This window comes from Senegalimassilia sp. (genome assembly GCF_977052095.1).
The window spans coordinates 1-23,136 of sequence record NZ_CDRSTZ010000030.1 but is presented as its reverse complement, the minus strand read 5'-3'; the positions used below and the strand labels follow the sequence as shown (position 1 = coordinate 23,136).

The window sequence follows — 23,136 nt, the reverse complement described above, 5'->3', positions numbered from 1 at the left end:
GGCAACCCTCAAGCGATTCGCCGGTGATGGCAGACCACAGCATGTCCTCACGATCCCGCACGCTACCAACGGCGGATGCCGATTCGCTCCAATCCACATGATCGGCCACAGCAAGATGCGCGCGCAAGCTCTGCAACGCATTCATATCCCGAAGAATCCGCGCGCTTTCACGCTCGAGCTCCGCTTCGCGTTCCGCCAAAGCGCTAGTCAACTCACCGTCGGGGTCGCTCCCTTCGCCCTCCTGAATCTGGGAAAGCGAAAGCCCCAGGTATTTCAGCGTGATTATGCGATTGAGACGGTCGACGTCAGACGAGGAATACAGGCGAAGATTTTGCTCCCCTTTGCATGTGGGATGCAGCAGCCCGCGTTGATCGTAGTACTGGATGGTTCGAACCGTCACGCCGACGCGCGAAGCCAATTCCCCAACCGTCATCAAGTCTTGGCTACCTTGTTCTCCCATATCTTGCTTCACCCCACGAACCGACATCTACTCTGCCGAAAAAATAGTCACTATAGCGGATGACGCTACGTCATCGTCAAGCACTACTTCTCAGATGAATCAAACACGCAGGGGTTCAAGCAATCAACCGGAATCCGGCCCTGCACAGCGTCGATAGCCGCTTGCATCGCGCGCTCACGCAGTTCGCGACCGGATTCCTCCGACCAATACGCCGCGTGCGCCGAAAGCACGGTGTGCGGCGCCTTCATGATGGGATGATCGAAGTCGAAGGGCTGTTCCTGTTCGAACACGTCCAAGCCTGCGCCCCACAACTTATCCTCGCAAAGCGCCTGGGCCAATGCCACGGTATCCACCACGGCGCCGCGAGCGGTATTCACCAACACGGCATCCGGTTTCATGAGGGCGAGACGTTCGGCGTTGATCAGGTGATGGGTCTCGGGAGTAAGCGCCGTATGCAGGCTCACCACGTCCGCCGTCTGCAACAGCTCTTCCAGGCGCAGCACGGGATAACCTTCGGGGGTACACCGTCCAGGCTTCAAGCTACGCGACCAGCACACCGCCTCAAAGCCAAGACCAGCAGCCTTCTTGGCTGCCGCTCTGCCGATTTCCCCCATGCCTACGACGCCGAACACGCGGCCGCGGCACTGTCCTAACGGACGAGTGCGCGCATAATCCCACACGCCGCGGCGCATGTCGGCGTCAAGCTCGTTGATACGACGCAGCACCGACAAAGCCAATGTGATTGCGTGGTCGGACACCACTTCCGTTCCGTATCCAGGCACGTTGCACACAGCAACACCGTGTTCCGTTGCCGCCTCAACATCAATCTCGTCGTAGCCAACGCCCGTGCGACTGACCACCTTCAGGTTCGGACACGCCTCGAACACCTCTCGCGGGAATAAGGCGTACGACGTCACTGCGCCTTGCGCCCCCGTTTCCTGTAAGCTGCGGATTACCGCCTCCGCCGTGCGACCGCGCGTGGCTTCGAAGTCGACGCCGGCCTCTTGCGCCATGGCAGCTTCCAGGTTGTTGTCCTCAAAGTCCGTATCAACTGCAACGATTTTCGCCATCGCGAAACTCCTATCGTGTGCGTCTGCCGCTACGCGTTTGCCTGCTCGGCCATTTCCTTCAAGTCAGACAAATCGGTGGGGTCGTCAGGCAGCTCGAGCCCATACGCCTGCGCAATCGCACGAGCCTGCTCCGCGCGCAGCGAGGCAAGCGCCGTTTGCCCGGCTTGCGTCAGATACTGAGACGACAGCAGCAAGCTGCGAGCCACGAACTCCGTGACACGAGGGTCGGTCCCCGATATCTGCAAAACGCCCGTTATCGACTCGGGCGCCAGCGACAGCAGGCTTTTCCCGTCCATGCCGATAGCGTTACCCACTACCTCGTCAAGGGTGTCTGCCGCCTCTTTGGGATCCTCATCTTCATCCATCACACGGCGAATGCTTTTAAACATGGCTTGGTAAAACGCTAGCAGCAGCTTCATCAGATAATCTTGCTCGAACACGCCCTATCCTTCCCGACCAACAGCAATTCCACCGCAGCGCACGCCTAAGCGTTCGGGGTGTGCAAAATTCCCAAATGCTCGTACGCATGCTCTGTCGCCTGACGCCCCTTCGGTGTGCGAATAAGCAAGCCTTGCTGCATCAGATACGGCTCGTACACATCCTCTAGCGTATCCGGATCCTCCGCTAACGCCGACGCCAACGTAGTCAGGCCCACGGGCCTGCCGCCGAACTGCACGCATAGCAACTCAAGAATGCGATTGTCCACAGCGTCCAAGCCAAGCGGGTCAACCTCGAAGAAACTCAGCGCCTGAGCCGAAACGTCTTCGTCGATTACCCCGTTGCCGCGAACCTGCGCCCAATCGCGCACACGCTTAAGCATGCGGTTCGCCAAACGCGGCGTGCCGCGACTGCGGCGCGCAATCTCTAAGGCGCCATCATAGGAGATGGGTACATCCAAAATCGAAGCCGAACGCTGGACAATGGCAGCCAGCTCTTCTGGCGTGTAATACTGCAACCTGAAAGCAATACCGAATCGGTCACGCAGCGGCCCTGTTAACAAGCCCGTGCGCGTCGTTGCGCCGATAAGCGTGAAGCGCGGCAGGTCCAGGCGAATAGAGCGCGCAGCGGGGCCTTTGCCCACCACGATATCAAGCGCGAAATCCTCGAGCGCCGGATAGAGCACCTCTTCAACCATGCGGTTCAGTCGATGAATCTCGTCGATAAACAGCACGTCGCCCTCTTCGAGATTCGTCAAAATGGCGGCAAGATCGCCCGTGCGCTCAATAGCCGGCCCGCTAGTTGTCTTGATATTCGCGCCCAACTCGTTTGCCACAACCGTTGCCAGCGTTGTTTTGCCCAAACCGGGAGGGCCCGAGAACAAGATGTGATCGGCAACGTCGCCGCGTTCTTGCGCCGCTTGGATGAGGATGGCCAGCGATTCCTTGATTTTCGTCTGCCCAAGATAATCCCCCAAGCGCTTCGGCCGCAGGCTGCGGTCAAGCGCCAAGTCGTCTTCGGTCAAGTCAGGTGTTACCGCCCGCTGGGAAGGATCCGGCGTTATGGGCGCAGACGCACCGATGCCCGCCTCGAACACCATACCTTCGATTTTCACTCCATCAGCCACTATCGCGCGCTCCGTCGATTTCCTCTATCTACCACTTGCTGCTATTTGCCCAAACGTTTCAACGCGTATTTTATCAGCGCGTTTTCATCGACGTCCTCAGGGGCACCCTTCAACGCAACATCTGCTTCTACGGAGGCGAATCCAAGCGCCAGTAAGGCTTCGCGCGCACCCTTCAAGCGCTCTGCCGCCACGGCAACAGCCGAAGCCGGCGCACCAGAAGCATCAAACAGGCTAGCCAGCCCCTGGTCAAACGAGCCCTTCAGCTCCAAGATGATGCGCGATGCCGTCTTCTTGCCCACGCCGGGAATTTTCTGCACGGCGGCAACGTCCTGCGCCTGCACCGCGGCCACCAAGCCTTCGGGCGTAAACGACGAAAGCGCCGCCAGCGCAACCTTCGGCCCTACGCCGCCCACGCCAATCAATCGCTCGAACAGCGCTTTTTCCTCTAGCGTCAAAAAGCCGTACAGCGCAATGCCGTTATCGGAAACCTGCATATACGTATGCACCTGCACCGGCTGCCCCACGGCGGGCAGCTTCGCCAACGCGCCCTGCGACATGCCCACAGCATACCCGACACCCTGCACATCAACATATGCGCAGCTTGCCGTTTTCCCAGCTAGCACGCCTTTCAAAAACGCTATCATCGCGCACCTTCTTCCAGAATCTTGCGAGCAGCAGCCCTCGACGCACCGCCGGTGCCGGCACCCGCCATCACGCGCCCGCGCGCCTCCAACTTTGCCAGCGCATCGGCCCCGCCAACGCCGCCGAACCCTTCATGTGTGGTATAGCAAATGGCCGCCGCCAGCGCATCTGACGCGTGATCGGGCTTTGGCTCCACCTGCAAATTCAGCAGCTTCTTCACCATATACTGCACCTGCGCTTTGTCCGCCGTGCCCGTTCCCACCACGGCCATCTTGATTTGCCGCGGTGTGAACTCGCCAACGGAAAGCCCGTGCTGCGCGCACGCCACCAAGGCCGCCCCGCGGGCCTGCCCCGTGGCGAACGCCGCCGTGATGTTCTGCCCGAACCACACGGTTTCGATACCCAGACAACTTGGCTGGAACCGCGTTATTACCGCATCAATTTGCTCGTGAATCTTCGCCAGCCTTTGGGACAGCTCGCCGCTTGCCGGCGTGGACACGCAGCCATACGCCACGCACTCCAAGCGCGACCCGTTCTGCTGGACAATGCCCCAACCCGTGTTCGCCAACCCAGGGTCGATTCCCAATATGGTACGATTCGCCGCTCCCATCAACCGTCCTTACACATCAAACATCTGTTCGAACGATATTACCACACGAATGTTCGGTTTCCGCCAACAACTTTCAACTTGCCGGTTTTGCACTTCCGCAAAAGCGTCCGCTGCATTTTTGCGCTCTCGCAAAAGCCCCAAGCCACGCCCGCCGCGCCGCCAAAAGCACTCCGCCCACAAAAAAGCGCCCCTCGCAACGCGAGAGGCGCTTTCATTCGCAAGGTTTCCTGCGCGCTTACTCTTCTTCCAGAGCCGCGGCGATTTCCTCGGTGATGTCCATGGTGTGGTACACGTTCTGCAGGTCCTCAAGCTCCTCCAGACGGTCGACCAGGCGCATGACCTTCTTCGCGTCGTTGGCGGTAACCGTAGCAGGCGTGGTGGCCTCCATGGTCATCTCAGCGCCCTTGACCTGCACGCCCTGCTCCTCGAGGGCCTTCTTCACGGCCATCAGGTCAGACGGCTGCGTGTAGACGATCCACTCCTCGTCGGCGTCCTCGTAGTCGTCGCCACCGGCCTCGATGACGGCCATCTCGAACTCTTCCTCGTCCGCAGCGGCGCCGTTCGGGCCCATGGGGTGCTTCTTGTCGCCCGTCTCAACCTCTTTCGGGACCATGATCTGGCCCTTGCGCTCGAACATGTAGGACACGGAGCCGGAGGTGCCCAGGTTGCCACCCGCGTGAGTGAACGCCGCGCGCACGTCGGCAGCGGTGCGGTTGCGGTTGTCGGTCAGCGCCTCGCAGTAGATGGCAACGCCGCACGGGCCGTAGCCTTCGTACACGACGGTCTCGTAGTTCGCGGCATCCTTGCCGGAACCAAACGCCTTGTCGATAGCGGTCTTGATCTTGTCCTTCGGCAGCGAGTAGCCCTTGGCCTTTTCGATAGCGGCGGCCAGCGACGCGTTGTTGTCGGGGTTCGGGTCGCCACCCTCCTTGGCCGCAACGGTGATGTTGCGCGACAGCTTGGAGAACAAAGCGGAGCGCTTAGCGTCCTGCGCAGCCTTGCGATGTTTCGTGGTTGCCCACTTAGAATGCCCTGACATAACACGTCCCTTCAAATTACAGCAAATACCAGCTGATTATTCTAGCACCCTTGTCAACAGCCCTCACCGTCCCGCCCACCCCCTTCATAGCGTCTGCAAACGGCAAAAGCGAAAACAGCCTTCGACCATACATAATTCATTATCTTGTCGATTTAATCCCAACATTGTGTTGGATATACTAGAAAGGACAACTATGCCGCCTAGAAGCGGCCCACAAGCACTACCTGAGGTGAAGCTATGAACAGCGTCTCAGCCATCAACGTCGGCATCGACGTCGGCTCGACCACCACGAAAATCTGCGCGCTCGATGCGCGCACCCATGCGCTTTTGCACACGTCCTACCAACGTCACGGCGCGCGCCAAGCCGAAAGCGTTCGCGCCGCGCTTACGCTTATCGCGAACACGTTTCCGCAGGCCAGCGTGCGCCTTGCGCTTACCGGGTCGGGCGCGGCGCCCCTGGCCCGCGCACTTGACGTGCCGTTTTTGCAGGAAGTCGTCGCAAACGCCTGCGCCATCCAGGAGCTCTATCCGCGCACCCGCTGCGCCATCGAGCTCGGCGGTCAAGACGCGAAGATGATCTTCTTCCGCGTCAACGAAGCCACCGGCGCGCTCGACGTCGCCGACATGCGCATGAACGGCAGTTGCGCCGGAGGCACGGGCGCGTTCATCGACGAAATTGCCTCGGTGCTCAACCTGCCCATCGAGCGTTTCAACGAAGCCGCCGCGCGCGGACGCACCGTCTACGACATCTCCGGGCGCTGCGGCGTATACGCGAAAACAGACATCCAGCCGCTGCTCAACCAGGGCGCCTCCCGCGATGACCTGGCCTTATCGGCATTCCACGCCATCGCCAAACAAACGCTCGGCGGCCTTGCGCAAGGTATCGACGTTCAAGCGCCCGTCATTTTCGAGGGCGGCCCGCTCACGTTCAACCCTACGCTCATCAACGTGTTCACCGAACGCCTCGACCTTACCGCCGACCAGGCCATCGTGCCCGACCACCCCGAAACCATGGTGGCGCGCGGCGCGGCGCTTGCGCTGTCCGGCATCTTCGCCGACACGCCCGCCGACATCAACCCGCTAGCCGCCGCAAAGCGCCTTGCAAACTTCACCAGCGCCGACACCGACCACGCCCCTGGCCAGCCGTTTTTCGAAAGCGAAGAAGCGCGCCGGCAGTTCGAGCAGCGCTACCAGCTGCCCGCCGAATCCCACGGGCCGCACAGCGCCGCCGCGCGCTCCCACACGCGCAACGGCGTGCTGCGCGCGTGGCTCGGCATCGATTCGGGCAGCACCACCACGAAGCTTGCGCTTGTCGCCGACGACGGCACGCTCATCGACAACTTCTACGCCAACAACGAAGGCGACCCGCTCGAAGTGGCCCGCCGCGCGCTCGTCGACCTGCGAAACAGCTACGCCGCCGCCGGCATCACGTTCGACATCGCCGGCGTCGGCACCACCGGCTACGGCGAGCTGCTGCTCGCGCGCGCCCTGCACGCCGATTTCCACACCGTCGAAACGGTCGCGCACGCCCACGCCGCAACCCGCTTCATCCCCGATGCCACGTTCATCCTCGACATCGGCGGCCAGGACATGAAGGCCATCTGGCTTGACAACGGCGTCATCAGCAACATCGTCGTGAACGAAGCGTGCTCAAGCGGCTGCGGTTCGTTCCTGGAAAACTTCGCGCGGGCGCTTGACATCCCCACATCGCGCATCGCCGAAGAGGCATTCTCAAGCCGCCAACCCGCCGTGCTCGGCAGTCGCTGCACGGTGTTCATGAACTCCAGCATCGTCAGCGAGCAGAAAAACGGCCGCACGCCCGCCGACATCACGGCCGGCCTGTGCCGCTCGATCATCGCCAACGTGTTCACGAAGGTCGTGCGCGTGCCCAATCTGGCAAGCCTCGGCAACCGCATCGTCGTGCAAGGCGGCACGTTCCGCAACGACGCGGTGCTGTGCGCGCTCATCCAGCACCTCGGCCGCCCCGTCTCGCGCGCGCCCTACCCCGGCCTCATGGGCGCCATCGGCGTCGCGCTGCTCACCCAGCAGCACATGGCGAAGGCGGGGGCGAACGCGAACGCCGCAAACGCCAGCGCACCCGAAAACACGCCCGCCACCAGCACGTTTATCGGACTTGACGCGCTCGACGGCTTCACGTACCGCCAGCAGGCAAACGTCACGTGCCCGTTTTGCGCCAACCACTGCAACCGCACGGTCATCACGTTCCCCGACGGCTCCACGTTCGTCACGAACAACCGCTGCCCGCGCGGCGAAATCGTCGGCGCGCCCAACAGCCCCGACGTGCGCGCAGCGCTCAAGCAGGCAGGCAGCAAAACCGGCGAAGGCGAGAACCTCTTCGAGGCGCGCCAGAAGCTCCTGTTCCAGGATTGGCCCATCGAGCAGGTCGCGCCCGACCGCCACATCACCATCGGCATCCCCCGCGTGCTGGCGTTTTGGGACACCATGCCGTTTTGGAGCACGCTGCTGCGCGCGCTCGGCTTCACCGTCCATGTCAGCCGCCCCTCCACGCGCGCCATGTTCGAAGAAGGCCTGCCGCACGTCACGTCCGACACCATCTGCTTTCCGGCGAAGCTTGTCCACGGGCACATCCTCGACCTTGCGCGCGCCGGCGTCGATCGCATCTTCATGCCCATCATCACCACGGTTCCCAGCGAAAACGCGGCCAGCACGTCCATCTCCATGTGCGCCGTCGTCAAAGGCTACCCCATGGTGGTGAAAAGCTCGGACGATCCCGAGGCGCGTTGGGGCATCCCGTTTGACACGCCGCTGTTCCACTGGTTCGCAACGCGGGACCGCAACCGCCAGCTCACGGAGTATCTGGCGAACACGTTCGACATTCCCGCAGATCAAGCGCATAAGGCCATCGAGCAAGCCGACAGGGCGCAACACGCGTTCAAGTCGCTGCTCACCGAAGCCGGCGTCCGTGCCATCGAGTCCGCGCGCGCAGCAGGCAGCTACGCCATCGTGCTGGCCAGCCGCCCGTACCACAACGACCCGCTTGTCAACCACAACCTGCCGAAAATGCTTGCGCAGCTCGGCCATGCCGTGCTGCCGCCCGACGCCGTGCCGGGCGTCGGCGACGTCGACCTGTCGAACAGCCGCCTCGACGTGGTGAACAACTTCCACCAGCGCATGCTCGGCTCCGCCGTCATCGCTGCCGACAACCCGGCGCTTGAATACGTGCAGCTTGTCAGCTTCGGCTGCGGCCACGATGCCTACCTCTCCGACGAAATCTGCCGCCTCATGCGCGAGCGCTCGGGCGCATCCCCGCTCATCTTGAAGCTCGACGAGTCCGACGTCGCCGGCCCGCTGCGCATTCGCGTCCGCTCGTTCATCGAAACCATCGACGAGCGCCGCGCGCGCGAAGCAGCCGAAAACGCGCGCGGGTGCGCCAACGGCGAATGCCGCACGCCGCAGCCCCACCCGCTGCCCGACCCCTACCCCGTCAAGTACGAGAAAGCCGACCGCCGCATCAAAACCATCCTTGTGCCGAACACCTCGCACGCGTTCTCTCTGCTCATGTCCGCGGCGTTCGCACGCCAGGGCGTGCAGGCCGTCTCGCTCGACCTTGGCCGCGAACACGCCATCGAGCTGGGAAAACGCTATGTCCACAACGACATCTGCTTCCCGGCGCAAATGACCATCGGCGAAGCGCTCGCCGCGCTTGACAGCGGGCAGTGGGACCCGCACACCGTCGCCATCGGCACGGGCAAGTACATCGGCGACTGTCGCCTGACGCACTACGCGGCGCTACTGCGCAAGGCGCTCGACGACGCCGGGTACAGCTACGTCCCCATCATCACGAACGACGACAAAGACGCGCATAACATGCACCCCGGCTTCAAAATGTCGCTTGGCAGCGCCGTGCGCATCGCGTTCGGCCTGCCCATGATCGACGCGCTTGAAGAACTGCTGCGCAAGATGCGCCCGTACGAACTTGAACCCGGCAGCGCCGACGCCACGTTTGACCAGGCCATCAACCTGGTTGTGACCGGCATGCGCGAAAGTGGCGTGCACGGCGCCGTCGGTGGCTTCAAGCAGGCCATCGACATCATGTCGCGCGTGCGCTACGACCGCTCGCACCCGCGCCCGCAGGTGCTCATCGTCGGCGAATACCTGCTGAACTTCCACCCCGGCGCCAACCGCAACATCGAGGCGTACCTCGAAGCGAACGGCCTGGAAGTCATCGAAGCGCGCATGACCGACGTCATTCGCAAAACGTACTTCTACCAGGACGCCCAGGCGCGCGAGTTCCACGTTTCGCAGCCGCCCTCCACCAAGGCGTTCAACCGCATCGCCAACCAACTGTTCGAAAGCACGCACGACGTGTGTGACCGCATCGCCCAGGCCCACCCGCTCTACGAACCCGCCTGCCGCATGCCCGAGCTCGTGAAAGCGTCCGACCCCATCATTCACCACACGTTCGACGCCGGCGAAGGCGTGCTCATCCCCGGCGAAATCCTGCACCACGCCGCTCGCGGCTGCCGGTCGTTCGTCATCTTGCAGCCGTTCGGATGCCTGCCGAACCACGTCGTCGGCCGCGGCATCGTCAAGCAGCTGAAGGCGCGCTATCCCGACGCGAACATCCTGCCGCTCGATTACGACCCCGACGTCAGCTTCGCCAACATCGAAAACCGCCTGCAAATGCTCATCATGAACGCCAAAGCGCAGGCGGCAGAAGGCGAAGTCGGCGGCGAATCAAACGCCAACAACCCACAGTCCGATGCATCTACCAGCGAAAACAGCAAGGAGTAGCCATGGCAAGACCACGGAAAAGCGAGCACGCCTCCGCCAACGCAAAGCTCATCGATGCCTTCTGGGCTTGCCTTGAAGACCACCGGCTCACCGACATCACCATCAGCGCCATCACGAAAAGCGCCGAGCTCAACCGCGGCACGTTCTACTACCATTTCCGCGACATCGACGACCTGACCGCGCGCGCCATTGAAGTCGAATTCAACTCCCAAGCGCTGCTGCCGGGCATTTTCGACCTCATCGCCGGCGCGCCCGGCTCCATCACGGCAATCGAACTGATCCAGCAGCGCATGCAGCGCCTCAGCCTGCTCATCGACCGCGGCGGCCTCGACGTGCTGTCAATGCAGATCAAGCGCCTTGTGCGCCAAACGTGGACCGCCATCCTGTGCGCCGAAGGCGAGAGCCTCAAGCCCGAAACGCTGTTCATCATCGAGTACACCACCAGCGGCATCATCGGCCTTATCGCCAACGAGACCATGCGCGCGTCCGCGCAAACCTCGCCCGACGCGCTCAACGGCTTTCTTGCGCGCAACTCCGCGTTTCTGCTCGAGCAGATCGGCAACGCGCAAGGCGTCCCACGCAACATCATCCTCGAAAGGATCCACGCCACCCGCCGCGTCTCCCGTCTCAACGCGAAGCGCTAACCCAACTGCAGGGCACACGCAGGGGCGGGGCTGATGCCGCCAAGGACAAAGGGGACCTGCGCCCCATTACCTTGGCGGCATCAGCCCCGCCCCCTCATCGCAACTCCCAAATCTCCGCAAAGCAAAAAGCGCGACCCGGGCTCGTCGCCCAGGTCGCGCTTTCGACACCCATCAGGAACAATCAGCGGAAATTCGCCAAAACCGGATACATCGACATCGTCTGGAATCTGCCTTCCATCACGGCGTTGCCATAATGGTCAGCGAAGAACAGCTGCATCGGCCCAGCAGGCTCCACCCCTGCCAGCCGGTTCATCCAACAGTCGAACGCCAAAAACGTCATAGCCGCGTCAACCAGGAAAAACGCCAGCAGCCCCCAAGCGAAAACGCCGCGCCACGAAACCGGCACCACGTCCGCCGCACGCTGCAGCACCGGCAGCGCAAGCTTCATCCAGGCCACGCCCGCTGCGCCCCACACCAGGGCCATTCCCAGGCACGTGTGCCCGCCCAAATTGAACGGTTGGCTCGAGTAATCCCAGGCCACAATGCCGAACGCGTTCTCCCAAAACCATCCAGCGAACCATTCGAACCCCGCGCCCACCAGGGCGGCCACACCGAACAGCACACCGCCGCGCGCCTCGGACAAGCGCGACAGCGTCACGGTCATCAAAACGCCGCCGACGCCGTAAATGGGGCTGAACGGCCCCCACAGAAAGCCCGCGCGATCTTCCCAGCGTCCATCGACGAAATAGCTCACAACGGTTTCGCCGATCAGCCCCACCACGCAGCACACGGTGAAAATCCACACCAGGTGGTACAGGTCAAGCTTGATGACCTCAGGAGCCGTCGCTTCGCGCACCGAAGCCCGCGCATCGCAGGAAACCTCGGCATCTTCGCTTATGGCGCAAACCGCATCACCCGCGGAAGCACCCGACGCAAGCGCGCGGACCTCTTCGGCCGTTCCAAAATCTTTTCTATGAAACATGACGTGCTTTCCCATTATTTCCTCCCCAGGTGCCCATTATTGCACACAGGGAACGAACAAGCGCCCGAAGCAACCTTTAGTCAACAACCTGCCATCTCGGCAGCCCGCCTCGCGCAATACGCGCAGCCCCATTCACCCCGCGCCTTCGCCAGCTGTCCCACCTGCGGCTCCAACTCTTCGGCGAACGCATCAAGCACCGCGCAACCCCGCCCACACCATCAAGCCAATCCTCGCGTCTTAGCCAGTACAAACCGGTCAGCTTCATTCGCGGCTCGTCGCAAAGATCTCTCAATTGCTACCGAACTCGCCGCAAATCGCCCGGCCACCGCACAACCGTTGACGCGCACTAGCAGTAAAGTCCACCATATCCATTGACTTAGTAGCTAAGCGCAGCTTGCCGCCGGAACCGCCCAGCGCCGCAACCCTTCGGCCCTGCTCGGCAACCCGCCGCACGCGGCCAGCCGCTCGAATACCGAAGGGGGTATCGTGCACTACATCCATTGCCTGAACAACATCTCCGCCAAGGGAACCGATCTGCTCGGCGCCGATTACGAACTCACCGACGACATCTCCCGCGCGCAGGGCATCCTCGTGCGCAGCGCCGCCATGCACGACATGCAGCTGCCCGAAGACCTGCTCGCCATCGCGCGCGCCGGCGCGGGCGTGAACAACATCCCGCTCGACGCCTGCGCCGAAGCCGGCATCGTCGTGTTCAACACGCCCGGCGCCAACGCAAACGCCGTGAAGGAGCTGGTGCTGTGCGGCATGCTGCTGGCAAGCCGCGGCATCATCGACGGCGCCGCCTGGTGCCGCGACCACGCCGATTCTCCCACCATCGGCAAAGATGCCGAAAAAGCGAAGAAGGCGTTCGCCGGCCACGAGGTCTTCGGCAAAACACTCGGCGTCATCGGCTTGGGCGCCATCGGCGCACTGGTGGCCAACGCCGCCATTGACCTGGGCATGAACGTCCTCGGCTACGACCCCTACGTTTCCGCCGAGGCGGCGTGGCGCCTGTCCCCGGCCGTCGAGCACGTCACGAACCTCGACGACGTGCTGCACCGCAGCGACTACGTCACCATCCACGTGCCGGCCATGGATTCCACGCGCGGCATGATCGGCGCGCACGGGCTCGAGGTCGCCAAACCCGGCTGCGCCGTGCTGAACTTCAGCCGCGACACGCTCATCGACAACGCTGCCATGACCGAGGCGCTTGCCGCCGGCCGCGTGGCAACGTACGTCACCGACTTCGCAACGCCCGAGGTCATGGCCATGACCAACACGCTCGTCCTGCCGCACCTCGGCGCCAGCACCGCCGAAGCCGAGGACAACTGCGCCATCATGGCCGCCCGCCAAATCAAGGACTACCTGGAAAACGGCAACATCAAGAACTCGGTGAACTACCCCGCTTGCGACATGGGCCCCGCGCCCGCCGAAGGTGGCCGCGTTGCAGTTCTGCACGCGAACGTCCCCGACATGCTCAGCCAAATCACCGGCGTGTTCGGCGAGGTCGGCGCCAACATCGACAACCTCACGAACAAGGCCCGCGGCAACGCCGCCTACACCATGCTCGACCTGAACGCCCCCGCAACCGGCGAGCTCACCGCAAAGCTCGCCGCCATCGAAGGCGTCCACCGCGTCCGCATCGTAAAATAGCAAATCAACCCACAGCAAAGAAAGGGAGGGGCGCGGTTCTCAACAAACCGCGCCCCTCCTTTCGTTGTGGGCGGTTACGGCGTTTTTCCTCCACGATTCTGCCACCACCCCATCGGTTGTGAGCGGTTTTCGCTCCACCGTTCAACCGCCTCGATGCAAAACAGCAGGTCGGAAACGCAAGGAGCCAAGCAAATCAATTTCACGCCCGTCCAAACCTGCCCACAACCGGCACCTGGCGAGGAGACCTATCGCGCGCCTTCGATCGTTCCGCCGCCAACCACAACGTCACCGTCATATAGCACAAGCGACTGCCCCGCCGCAGGCCGCGCAACCGGCTCGTCGAACCGCACCTTCAGTACGCCGTCCTCAACCACGGCCTGCCCCGGCTGCGCCTTCTGGCGATAGTGCGTTTTCGCCGTCACCCGCATCGGCTCATCCAATGTGGCAACGGAAATCAAGTTCACGTCCCGCGCAAACACCTCGTGCACGCCAAGCTCGCTGCGCGGCCCCACGACCAGCGCGTTTGCCGCCGCATCCTTCGCAATCACATACAGCGGCTCGGGCGCGGCAACCCCAATGCCCTTGCGCTGCCCAATCGTGTAATGGATCAGCCCGCGATGCCGCCCCAGCACCTTGCCGCTCGCATCAACAATGTCGCCCGGCAAAAACGCTTCCGGCACGCAAGAATCCCCGGCCCGCGCCGCACCGTCCGCCGCAGCATCAACGTCAGCGCCACGCCCGCAGCAAACATCCGCGCCGCCGCGCAACTCCGCCCCTTCGCGGCCCGAATCGCCCTGCGCATCCGCCGCAGCACCCTCGACACCCAAATACCGCGCAATAAACGACGCGTAATCCCCATCAGGCACAAAACAGATGTCCTGGCTTTCCGCCTTATGTGCATTCCCGAACGCATGCCGCTCCGCCAGCTCTCTGACCTGCGGCTTCGTCAATTCACCCAGCGGAAACAGCATGTGCGCCAAATCGTCTTGCGTCAGGTGGTACAGCACGTAGCTCTGGTCTTTCGCCGCATCCAGCCCGCGCCGCAACTCGTAGCGCCCCGTTGCCTCGTTATACGCCCGGCGCGCATAATGACCCGTCGCAACATAGTCGTACCCCAGCTGCGCACGCCGTTGCTGCAGCGCCGCAAACTTCAGATACCGGTTGCAGTCGATGCACGGGTTCGGCGTCCGTCCACCCAGATACGCATCGCAAAACCGGTCGATCACCTCGCGACCGAACGTGCCCGTGAAATTGAACGTGAAGTGCTCCAGCCCCAGGTCAAAGGCCACCTGCCGCGCATCCTCAACGTCGCTTTGGCTGCAGCACGTGCTCTCGCCCACCACGCACGCGCCGCCGGCGCCGGCAACCTCGTTGTCGAACAGCTTCATCGTCACGCCGCAGGCGTCAAAGCCCGCATCGCGCAGCAGCAGCGCAGCCACAGAGCTATCCACCCCGCCGCTCATCGCAACGAGCACGCGCTCACGTTTCTTGCTTTCCATCAGGGATTTCTCCTTCATGCCCTCGGCAATCCGCTAAGCAGCGGGCCCTATTGGGCACCAACCCTAAATATAATCGGCGAACTTCACCACCGGCCAAATCGCGTTCGCATCGCACTCTTCGCGGTCGATGCGCAGGCAATCGTGGCAGCGCCCCTCGCGGCAGCGCACGTTCTTCGCCTCGTTGATCAGCGCGCGGAACAGCGGCGCCATATGCCCACCGTCCTCGACAAAATACTCGGGGTGCCACTGCACGCCCATCAAAAACCGGCAATCGCGCGCTTCGACGCCCTCCACAAGCCCATCGGGCCCATATGCCGCAGCCGACAAATTGGAAGGCAGCGCGCGAACACCCTGATGGTGCATAGAGTTCACCGACGCATGGTCCACACCCAGAATCTCGCCCAGCTTGCTCGACCGCATAATCGACACCGTGTGCGTCGGGTGCCCATACTCCACCGTCTGCCAGTGGTTCACGCGCCCGCCCGCCGGCGTCTGCACGCCCTCGCTCGCATCCGGAGCATCATCAAGCGCGCTCACGCCGTCGAACTGTTCCTCCAGGTCAAGGTACAGCGTGCCCCCAAAGAACACGTTAATCATCTGCATGCCACGGCAAATGCCCAGAAGCGGGAAGTCGAACTGGTACGCATAGCTCAGCAGCAGGTACTCCACCTCTTCGCGCTCCGGTGTCAACTCCGACAGCTTGCCGTACGTAATGTCCCCACCATAGCGAACGGGGCTGATGTCCTGCCCGCCCGACAGCACGAACCCGTCGATGCGCGGCAGCAGCGATTCGTACACGCTCACGTCGCTGGTGAACGGGATGATCAAAGGGGCGCCGCCGGCCGCAACAACCGCCTGCGCATAGTGGTTGTTCATGCGAAGCACGCCCTCGTTCGGGTCGTACGTCGGAACAATCCCGATCACAGGCCGCGTTTCGCCCATCGCCTTCGTGGCAATATCCTCTATGCTGATCGGACGATGCGCACCAAACACGCTCATCACGCCCCTTCGCCTTTTCCGCTCGCTTCAAATCAAACGCGGCCGTTCTCCAGCGAAAACAGCCGCGCACCTTTATTACACCGTTCCGAAAATGCGGTCGCCCGCGTCGCCAAGACCCGGCAAAATGTACGCCTGGTCGTTCAGGCCCTCGTCAAGCGCGCACGTCCAAATGCGAACCTCCGGGTCGTCGGCAAGCACCGCGCGAACACCCTCGGGCGCCGCCACCAGCACAAGCAGGCGAATATCCTTCACGCCCTGTTTGCGCAGGTAGTGAATGGCCGCCAACGCGCTGCCGCCCGTTGCCAGCATCGGGTCGATCAAAAACACCGAGCGGTTCTCGATGCCCTTCGGCATCTTCGCGTAATACTCGCGCGGCTGATGCGTCTCCTCGTTGCGCTCCATGCCCAGCACGCCAACCGCCGCCGAGGGAATCACGGAAAGCACGCCGTCAAGCATGCCCATGCCCGCGCGAAGAATCGGCACCACCGCAAGCAGGTTGCTCGGAACATGCTTGCCCGTCATGGTCTGCAGCGGCGTCTTCACCTCAACCGGCTCCGTCGGCAAATCGCGCGTCGCCTCGAACACCTCAATCATCGAAATCTCGTACACCATCTGGCGAAACTGCGAGGGCGTGGTGTTTTCGTCGCGCATAATCGAAAGCTTATGCTCAACAAGCGGGTGATCGAGCACGCACAAGCGCTCATCGGTCAATCGCAAATCATCCATGAAAAGACTCCTCTCGGGCCTTGCCGCAGCGGACGAACCATATAGCAACCTCCACTTCGCCCGCCATATTCCGTAACTCACCATAATACGCCATTCCCCTTGGCAGCTGGGCGGTCAACCCTCTTTAGCCTGCCAGCGGCAACACATTTCCCAAATCTCCAAATGCCGTCCGCTACCTCAGCAACGCGACATTCCAACACAAAACAATTATTGACGTTTTACCTGGTAAAGAAGCAGTTTTAAGCGCGACTCAACCTTCTCGCCGCTGCGCTCTATTCGCAATGTCTCGCAGTAGCCGCGCTGCCGTCCCCATATTTCTAACAAAAACCAGTGGACACTTCACTGTTTTTTGTTATAGACTGAACGCGTTACAAGCGGCACAAGCATGTGCCAACATGCCCAAGCCGCGAACAGACAAAAGAAAAAAAGAAGCCCCCAGCGCCAACTGGGGGCTGCCTAAGTGATCATGTATCGACCACTCACTCACAGTTGATATTTTATCACTTTGAACAGGCGCTCACAAGGCGTTCTTGTTTTTGCACTCTTTTTTTCATTGTCGAAAACCAAATAACTTCGACGAGGAGCAGGGGCTTTCCGCCTCTGTTTAGGGTGCAGCATGTCTCGACAGCAATCGAGCGCAGCGGCATCGTCGATTCAGGAATCCGAGTGGGAAACCTTTTACCGGCTCATCACCCATGACGACCGCAACAGCTATTACGTCGTGTCGTCTTGCGCCAACGGAACCTGGACCGATACCGCTGTGAAAAAAGATTCGCTTCCCGCTTTGGGCTTCAACCCACGGGCAAGCTACTACATGACCCACAACGGGTTCACTTCGCGCTGCCGCAAATCTCACCAGGTCAGACAGCTGAACGCGTTGTTCTTCGACCTCGATTGCCATAACCAGGATGCTGCACGCACGCAAGTAGCGGTGCACCATGCGCTCAACGTGCTGCAACAAGCTGTCGAAGCGCACCTGCTTCCCCAGCCAACCATGACCATCAATTCCGGCCGTGGCGTGCAGCTCTTCTTCGTGCTTGAGCGCTCTGTGCCGTACCGATTCGAAAGCGGCTCTATCAACCAGAAGGCCGTTCACCTGTTCGAACTCGTGCAATCCGGCCTGGCCGATACGCTCGAACGCATCGTTTCCCCTGTTGAGGGACTCGAAGTAGATCGCGCAACATTCGATGTTTCGCGCGTTTCGCGCATCCCCGGTACGTTCAACGCAAAAGCCGGCCAGTTCGCCTCGCTCGTACAACACGCAGACGTGTTCTACAGCCTCTCGAGTCTGTACCGTTTCGCCCAGTCGAATACTCAAATGAAAACCCAGTCCTTGCGCGCCTCATTTGCGCGTCCTGCAAGCATCATGCGTTTCCAGCCGATGCTCATGAGCCGGCTCGGCAAACTCATCGAATTGCAGAAATACCGCAACTACGACTGCGAGGGCACGCGCGAGCTCATGTCGTTCGTGTTCTACAACACGGCGGTGCAAATCTATATGCGCGACGAAGCGAAAACTCGTCTCAAGACTTTCAATAACCAGTTCATCAAGCCGCTGGATCAAAAAGAACTTGCAGGCGTTATCGCTTCCGTTGACGAAGTCATCAACGTTCGAGGCGAAAAAGGCTACTACCTCATTGGGGCTCAACGTTTAACTGAGCTTCTTGCCCTTACTCCTCAAGAACTCGTTGACCTCAACTTCTTCGAATCGAAGCGTTCCCTCGAACGAAAGGAGCAAAAGCAACTCACTGCACAACGCAAACAAACACGTAATCACATGATTCTGTCTCTCAGGCAGGAAGGATACACCCATGCCCAAATTGCAAATTCTGTAGGTTGCTCCCCTCGAACCGTTGCTTCCGTCCTCAAGGCTGCAGGGCAAACCGTAACAAGAAAACGTACAAGATCATATAACATCATTTCGATGAATCGCTACAACAAGAAACACGCTATACTTTGCAATTTTTTGTCATACGAGTCTTTGAAGTGCTCCGCTTTGCCATTCGTCTCCCTCGCCCTGAAGCTTAGGGATTCCGTCGGTTTAACCTCTGGTTATCCTGCTGTTGCCAGGTATTTCAAACTGACAAAAGCCCTCTTTCCACTGATTTTTGTCAGTTTCCAGAGGGCTTTGTCTTGGCATGCTCTTCTTTATCGTAAGCGTTGGCGGTTTTATTGCCTTTACTATTTTCGCTTACTCCAGTGACTTCTCGATGTTTCTGATGGAAGCCTTTATTTCGCCGATAAGCTTAAAGTCTGCTTCGCCTTCAGCGCTTTCTGCCTTGCGCAATGCGTTTCTCGCGCTTTTCAGATATCCGTTGATGTCTTTTGCCGGCTTTGGCTCCTTGTTTTGCGGCTCGGCTTTGATCGTTCGCGTAATCTCGCTTACCGGTTGAGGTTCCGTTTCCGTTTCAGCCTTTTTAGTCGCTTCGATAAGCGTGGTAATTTCGTCCGGCGTAAGGTTCTCTTCTCTCATTGCGTTTACTACGGCATCTTGCTTTACACTTGGCAGTTTTGACAGCGCTTCTGCTTGCGTTTGCGTGATGCTCCCCGCGTCAAGAAGGTCGTTTCCTTCTTTCGAGAGGTTCCTTGCGATGTTCAGCAGCACCTGTGCGGTTCTTTCCGATACTCCGAAGTGCTCCGCTAGGTACGTCTTAGTATTCACGCCTTTCAGCGCCGGGTCCTCTTTACGCCATTCGACCAGCTTGTCAGCCAGTACTTTGAAGCCTTGGGCGCGTTCCGACGGCTTTATGTTGCGCTGGCCTATGTTACTGGAATGCATGATGAAGTTGGCCTGCTCGTCGGAAATCGCTCCCATTTTATGACAGCGTCCGGGCACCATTCGCCATGCATCGCCGTACTTCTCTGCCAGCAGTTTACAGGCTCTCCAGCGACGCTCGCCATCAATGATCTGAATGCCGTCTTCGGTTTCGCGAAGAATCAGCGGTTCTATTTCCTTGCTGTTCCAAATCAGGCCCGCAAGGTTTTTCACGTCTTCATCGGTGATGGTGTAGCTGTTGTTAGGATTCGGCGTCAGGCTATTGATGTCGAACCAGTCAAAGCCCATTTCCGCCAGCAGCGTATTGCGACGGTTGTCGTTCGCCATCTTATCGGTGATAGACGTTTCCTGATTATCGCGAGCTTCGAACGCGGCCAAGCGCATTTGCTCATCGGTTAGCTTTTCGTGTCGAGGAATCACGTTTGCCACGGCTCCCCCGCCGCTTTTCATGGCAGCTTGCAGTTTCTTCCTAGGCATTCATGGCCTCGATTTCTTGAGCCAGCAGTCGATACGAAATGGCTGGTTTGCTGTTGGGGTCGTACGTAATGAGCGGTTCCATTGCCAAGCTTGCTTCGGGTACCACGGTGCTCTTCTCGATTTTCGTGTTGAAGTATTCAGCATTCGGAATTGCTTCTTTCAGCATCTGGCAACCATATTTATACGCGGAAGTATTGCGTTCGATCATCGTTTGCAAGATCTTCCAATGCTGCGGAAGGCGACGGCGCTCCTTTGCTGTGCGGTTGATGGTATCGATCGTCTGCGACAGGCCGGCAATGGCGAAGCCGTCGACCTTAATCGGGATGATGATGTGCGAAGCGTTATTGCCTGCCTCAAGTGCCACAATCGCATTCGTCGTAGTCATGTCCAAGCGAGGACCGCAGTCGATGATGATATAATCGAACTTACGTTCGCCTGCTTTTGCGGTTTCGCTGATAAGATCTTCAATCGCATAGCGAAGTCGGGTGTCCACGCCGCCAGCAATTTCTGCCTTCAAGCGCGTATCCGCATCTGCGAATCGGAAGTTCGAAGGCACGCAGTACACGTTCTCGTACTCGGTTGTCCTCATTACCTCGCGCAGCGTCAGGCGCGGTGAGCTTGGGGAGGTCTGATACAGCACATCGGCAATGCAGGCCTCTTCAGAGCGCGGATCATACACGCGAAGGCTTTGGCTCACGTTGCCCTGACCGTCCATATCGATAACCAGTACTTTATATCCCAGTTCCGAAAGACACACGGCAAGACATGTGCTGGTAGTGGTTTTAGCCACGCCGCCTTTGTAACTCATAATCGAAATGATCGTCGGTTTATCCGCCGATTGAGTAAGCTGACCGTTCAGCAGCAAGTCGGCAAGTTGAGACTTGTTGAGGCCTCGACGTTCTGCTTCCTTTTCTAGTTCTTCAACGGTTTCGCGTCCTAGCGAAAGAGACTGCTGCTGCTTCTCTCCGCCACGTGCTTTGGTTCTTCCGGCCATCAAGGCTCCTGTCTTATATGGAAAGGGGGTGCACACGAACAAACGTACGTGTAAATTCTATCTACTGTGCAGCGACTGCACAGTAGATATTTTAACAAACAGTGTCTTTAATAACAATGAATATGTAACAAATAATGGCTCACTTCACAAACTATTTGTTAAAACTCTCCTAAGAACAGTATGGCATTTCACCCTGTAACTATATGTCGACAGGTCTCATCTCTTTGAACCCCATAAGCCTACCGAGCCTACCCTAAGTTCGTCGCACCCAGTTTCTCCTTTCCCGAAAGATTGCTGTGCAGTCGCTGCACAGCAATCATTCTGGAAAGGAGAAACTGGGTGCGCAGCTCAGCCAGAATCCATACATCTACTACTTCAATGTCCTCAGATAGATGCGCAGCCAGCACCTTTTACTGCTGCTCTATCTTTTGCCATAGGTATGTATCTGTCGGGATGCATGTCTAGATTAGTATGATTGTTTGAGATACTGTTGCAGCTGCACGAATCCGTAGTTGCAACTGTATTTGAGTTTCACTAATGCATCATTTGGACAAGTAAAGTTGTGGTAGTTGCTCAATCGAATCCCTATGAGTGCTTGTTTATAAGTGTTGAATAGACTCGAGCAAGCACTACCAGTTATCAACGAAATAACCCACTAACCCACGTTGATAAAATCACTCCCTTGGCTTGGTTGAGCAAGTCCTATTGATTGTCGGCTACAAGCAGCGTTTCATTCGCTTTGAACTTGATTAGATGAATGGGATTAGATTGATTGCTGAATAGATATGCGAAGCCTCTCGATTCAGGCTTCTTCCATTCAGTAACATCTGAATGGAAGTTCACGATCGTTTGGTGACTGCATCATGTTGATTAGTTTAATTGCTGCTGTTTGTGTCGCAGGGCTAAGTGATATGGGGATTCAGGAAATCCTTACTGTGCAGCGACTGCACAGTAAGGATTTTGAAGCACGAAGCAAACAGCAGCAAAGACGATAGAGAAACAGACTGCAAAATATTGCTTTAGAAATAAGATCAAGAAAATTCAAACATCAAAATGAAAGCAAATCAGGAATACAATATATGACACAGCATGACTAAGAAGACACCATACGGCAGGATTACATAAGATAATTTCGTAAAGACCAAGAATGCCTATATGGGAAAAATCCGAATGACAAATATATGAATACAAGAAATGATTCAAAAACAATAATGCTCAGCAGAAACAGGTGACATGTGTGGACAAGCTTGAAGCGAGTATTGGGTAGCAATAAAGCAGTGTCGGCAGGCGCAAGTATGGCGAGTTACATGTAATAAGGTAACTACGCGAATAGAAAAGCAATCATGAGTGGAAATATAGAAGCGGATATATGGCAAGAGCAAAATCAAATTTGCAAGTAGATGCAGAGGGTAAAAGATTGCATGCAGACAAGGACAGATGCCATAAGGAGATTGCAATTCTAATCACCCGCGCATTAAGTAGTGCTTTCAAAATTAGCTGACGAAATAATGAACACCTAGATATTTGGGGCGCAGCAAGAAAGATTTCAGAAAACGAGTCTTCTGCTGTAGTAGACAGGGAAAGCAGACATCTATATATAGAAGTACTCAGACGTTGGGGCAGTCGGCAGAATCGGTTCATAGCAGAAACGTTAATTACTATAGGCACCTCAAAAACGAACAGTGAAAGAAGGTAAGAGTGGGAGACGGGGAGGCAGATTAAAAGCAGGAGCAGAAAAGTAGCAGTAGCTAAGCTGCAAAAGAAAATAGCACTGAAGGTATAAGGATTGAAATCACTGACGTCTGAAAAGACGTGCAAGGTTGAATGCAAAAGAACTCAGATAGCAACGGATGAGGAACAAGAGCGAATGAGCCAAGCATCAAACAAGAGCATCTAAGAGATCGAACGCGATGAACTTGAAATTCAAGAAACACAAACAGATGTTTGTAAAATATCAGAATGTGTGCAAAATGTGTAGACCACCGCATCTCGAAGATAGGGGCTTGCCAAGGCGGCGGAGGAGGCGTAAAGTACATCCTCGCCTTGAGGGGCGGCAAGCGAAAGCGGGCCTGCTCCGAAGGGAAAGCCGCGGGGGAGGCCCCGCAGGCGGGAACCTTGAGAACCGGATACTGGACAAGAGACGATCACAATAGCCAGTGAAGCCAGCGCAGGCAGGGCCTACCTACTTTGAGCCCGCCTGCCCCGGATTTACAATTTCTTTTAAA

At 58.7% G+C, this 23,136-nt stretch carries 17 protein-coding genes; 4 read left to right on the top strand and 13 right to left on the bottom strand.

All coding sequences use genetic code 11. From position 1 onward, the window contains the following. From ACWI6D_RS06495 to ACWI6D_RS06465, 7 genes are all read right to left on the bottom strand, one after another. On the bottom strand, window positions 1-433 hold a 433-nt coding region (locus tag ACWI6D_RS06495; RefSeq protein ID WP_449134098.1), incomplete at its 3' end, for a MerR family transcriptional regulator. A 110-nt stretch (window positions 434-543) separates the two neighbouring features. Continuing rightward, window positions 544-1,530 carry a C-terminal binding protein gene (locus tag ACWI6D_RS06490; RefSeq protein ID WP_449134097.1) on the bottom strand — a complete coding sequence of 329 codons (987 nt, stop codon included), beginning with the start codon at window positions 1,528-1,530 and terminating at the stop codon, window positions 544-546. 29 nt (window positions 1,531-1,559) lie between these two features. Further along, a complete protein-coding gene (locus ACWI6D_RS06485) occupies window positions 1,560-1,970 on the bottom strand; it encodes a hypothetical protein (RefSeq protein WP_449134096.1) in 411 nt (136 codons plus the stop codon). A gap of 44 nt (window positions 1,971-2,014) precedes the next feature. Continuing rightward, window positions 2,015-3,067 (bottom strand): Holliday junction branch migration DNA helicase RuvB, encoded by a 1,053-nt coding sequence (ruvB, locus tag ACWI6D_RS06480; protein WP_449134099.1) that lies wholly within the window; start codon window positions 3,065-3,067, stop codon window positions 2,015-2,017. A 68-nt stretch (window positions 3,068-3,135) separates the two neighbouring features. After that, complete coding sequence (gene ruvA, locus ACWI6D_RS06475; protein WP_449134095.1) at window positions 3,136-3,738, bottom strand: Holliday junction branch migration protein RuvA; 603 nt, start codon at window positions 3,736-3,738, stop codon at window positions 3,136-3,138. After that, window positions 3,735-4,346: a crossover junction endodeoxyribonuclease RuvC gene (gene ruvC / locus ACWI6D_RS06470; protein WP_302937191.1), complete on the bottom strand. Its 612-nt coding sequence runs from the start codon at window positions 4,344-4,346 to the stop codon at window positions 3,735-3,737. The genes ruvA and ruvC overlap by 4 nt, the downstream gene beginning before the upstream one ends. 235 nt (window positions 4,347-4,581) lie before the next feature. After that, on the bottom strand, window positions 4,582-5,385 hold the full coding sequence (locus ACWI6D_RS06465; protein WP_129425502.1) for a YebC/PmpR family DNA-binding transcriptional regulator: 804 nt from the start codon (window positions 5,383-5,385) through the stop codon (window positions 4,582-4,584). Window positions 5,386-5,622: 237 nt separating this feature from the next. Between ACWI6D_RS06465 and ACWI6D_RS06460 the strand changes: the two genes are divergently transcribed. Together ACWI6D_RS06460 and ACWI6D_RS06455 are read left to right on the top strand one after the other, a co-directional pair. Next, window positions 5,623-10,161, top strand: coding sequence for an acyl-CoA dehydratase activase (locus ACWI6D_RS06460; RefSeq protein WP_449134094.1), 4,539 nt, complete (start codon window positions 5,623-5,625; stop codon window positions 10,159-10,161). Between the two features lie 2 nt (window positions 10,162-10,163). Beyond that, window positions 10,164-10,805, top strand: coding sequence for a TetR/AcrR family transcriptional regulator (locus ACWI6D_RS06455; protein WP_302937198.1), 642 nt, complete (start codon window positions 10,164-10,166; stop codon window positions 10,803-10,805). A gap of 181 nt (window positions 10,806-10,986) precedes the next feature. Here the strand turns inward: ACWI6D_RS06455 and ACWI6D_RS06450 are convergent, their stop codons facing one another. Beyond that, window positions 10,987-11,787 carry a putative ABC transporter permease gene (locus tag ACWI6D_RS06450; protein ID WP_449134093.1) on the bottom strand — a complete coding sequence of 267 codons (801 nt, stop codon included), beginning with the start codon at window positions 11,785-11,787 and terminating at the stop codon, window positions 10,987-10,989. A 486-nt stretch (window positions 11,788-12,273) separates the two neighbouring features. Here ACWI6D_RS06450 and ACWI6D_RS06445 point away from each other — a divergent pair, with 486 nt between their 5' ends. Beyond that, complete coding sequence (locus ACWI6D_RS06445; RefSeq protein ID WP_449134092.1) at window positions 12,274-13,440, top strand: 3-phosphoglycerate dehydrogenase family protein; 1,167 nt, start codon at window positions 12,274-12,276, stop codon at window positions 13,438-13,440. A gap of 245 nt (window positions 13,441-13,685) precedes the next feature. On the opposite strand, the gene ACWI6D_RS06440 is transcribed toward ACWI6D_RS06445, so the two are convergent. From ACWI6D_RS06440 to upp, 3 genes are all read right to left on the bottom strand, one after another. After that, window positions 13,686-14,939, bottom strand: coding sequence for an MnmA/TRMU family protein (locus ACWI6D_RS06440; RefSeq protein WP_449134091.1), 1,254 nt, complete (start codon window positions 14,937-14,939; stop codon window positions 13,686-13,688). Between the two features lie 63 nt (window positions 14,940-15,002). After that, window positions 15,003-15,938, bottom strand: a complete 936-nt coding sequence (locus ACWI6D_RS06435; protein WP_449134090.1) for a gamma-glutamyl-gamma-aminobutyrate hydrolase family protein — start codon at window positions 15,936-15,938, stop codon at window positions 15,003-15,005. 75 nt (window positions 15,939-16,013) lie between these two features. Further along, window positions 16,014-16,664: a uracil phosphoribosyltransferase gene (gene upp, locus ACWI6D_RS06430; RefSeq protein WP_302937208.1), complete on the bottom strand. Its 651-nt coding sequence runs from the start codon at window positions 16,662-16,664 to the stop codon at window positions 16,014-16,016. Window positions 16,665-17,280: 616 nt separating this feature from the next. Between upp and ACWI6D_RS06425 the strand changes: the two genes are divergently transcribed. Further along, window positions 17,281-18,867 (top strand): hypothetical protein, encoded by a 1,587-nt coding sequence (locus ACWI6D_RS06425; protein WP_449134089.1) that lies wholly within the window; start codon window positions 17,281-17,283, stop codon window positions 18,865-18,867. On the opposite strand, the gene ACWI6D_RS06420 is transcribed toward ACWI6D_RS06425, so the two are convergent. Further along, window positions 18,856-19,917, bottom strand: a complete 1,062-nt coding sequence (locus ACWI6D_RS06420; protein ID WP_449134088.1) for a ParB/RepB/Spo0J family partition protein — start codon at window positions 19,915-19,917, stop codon at window positions 18,856-18,858. The genes ACWI6D_RS06425 and ACWI6D_RS06420 overlap by 12 nt on opposite strands. Beyond that, complete coding sequence (locus ACWI6D_RS06415) at window positions 19,910-20,911, bottom strand: ParA family protein (protein WP_302937215.1); 1,002 nt, start codon at window positions 20,909-20,911, stop codon at window positions 19,910-19,912. Before ACWI6D_RS06415 ends, ACWI6D_RS06420 begins: the two co-directional genes overlap by 8 nt. Window positions 20,912-23,136: the final 2,225 nt, after the last annotated feature.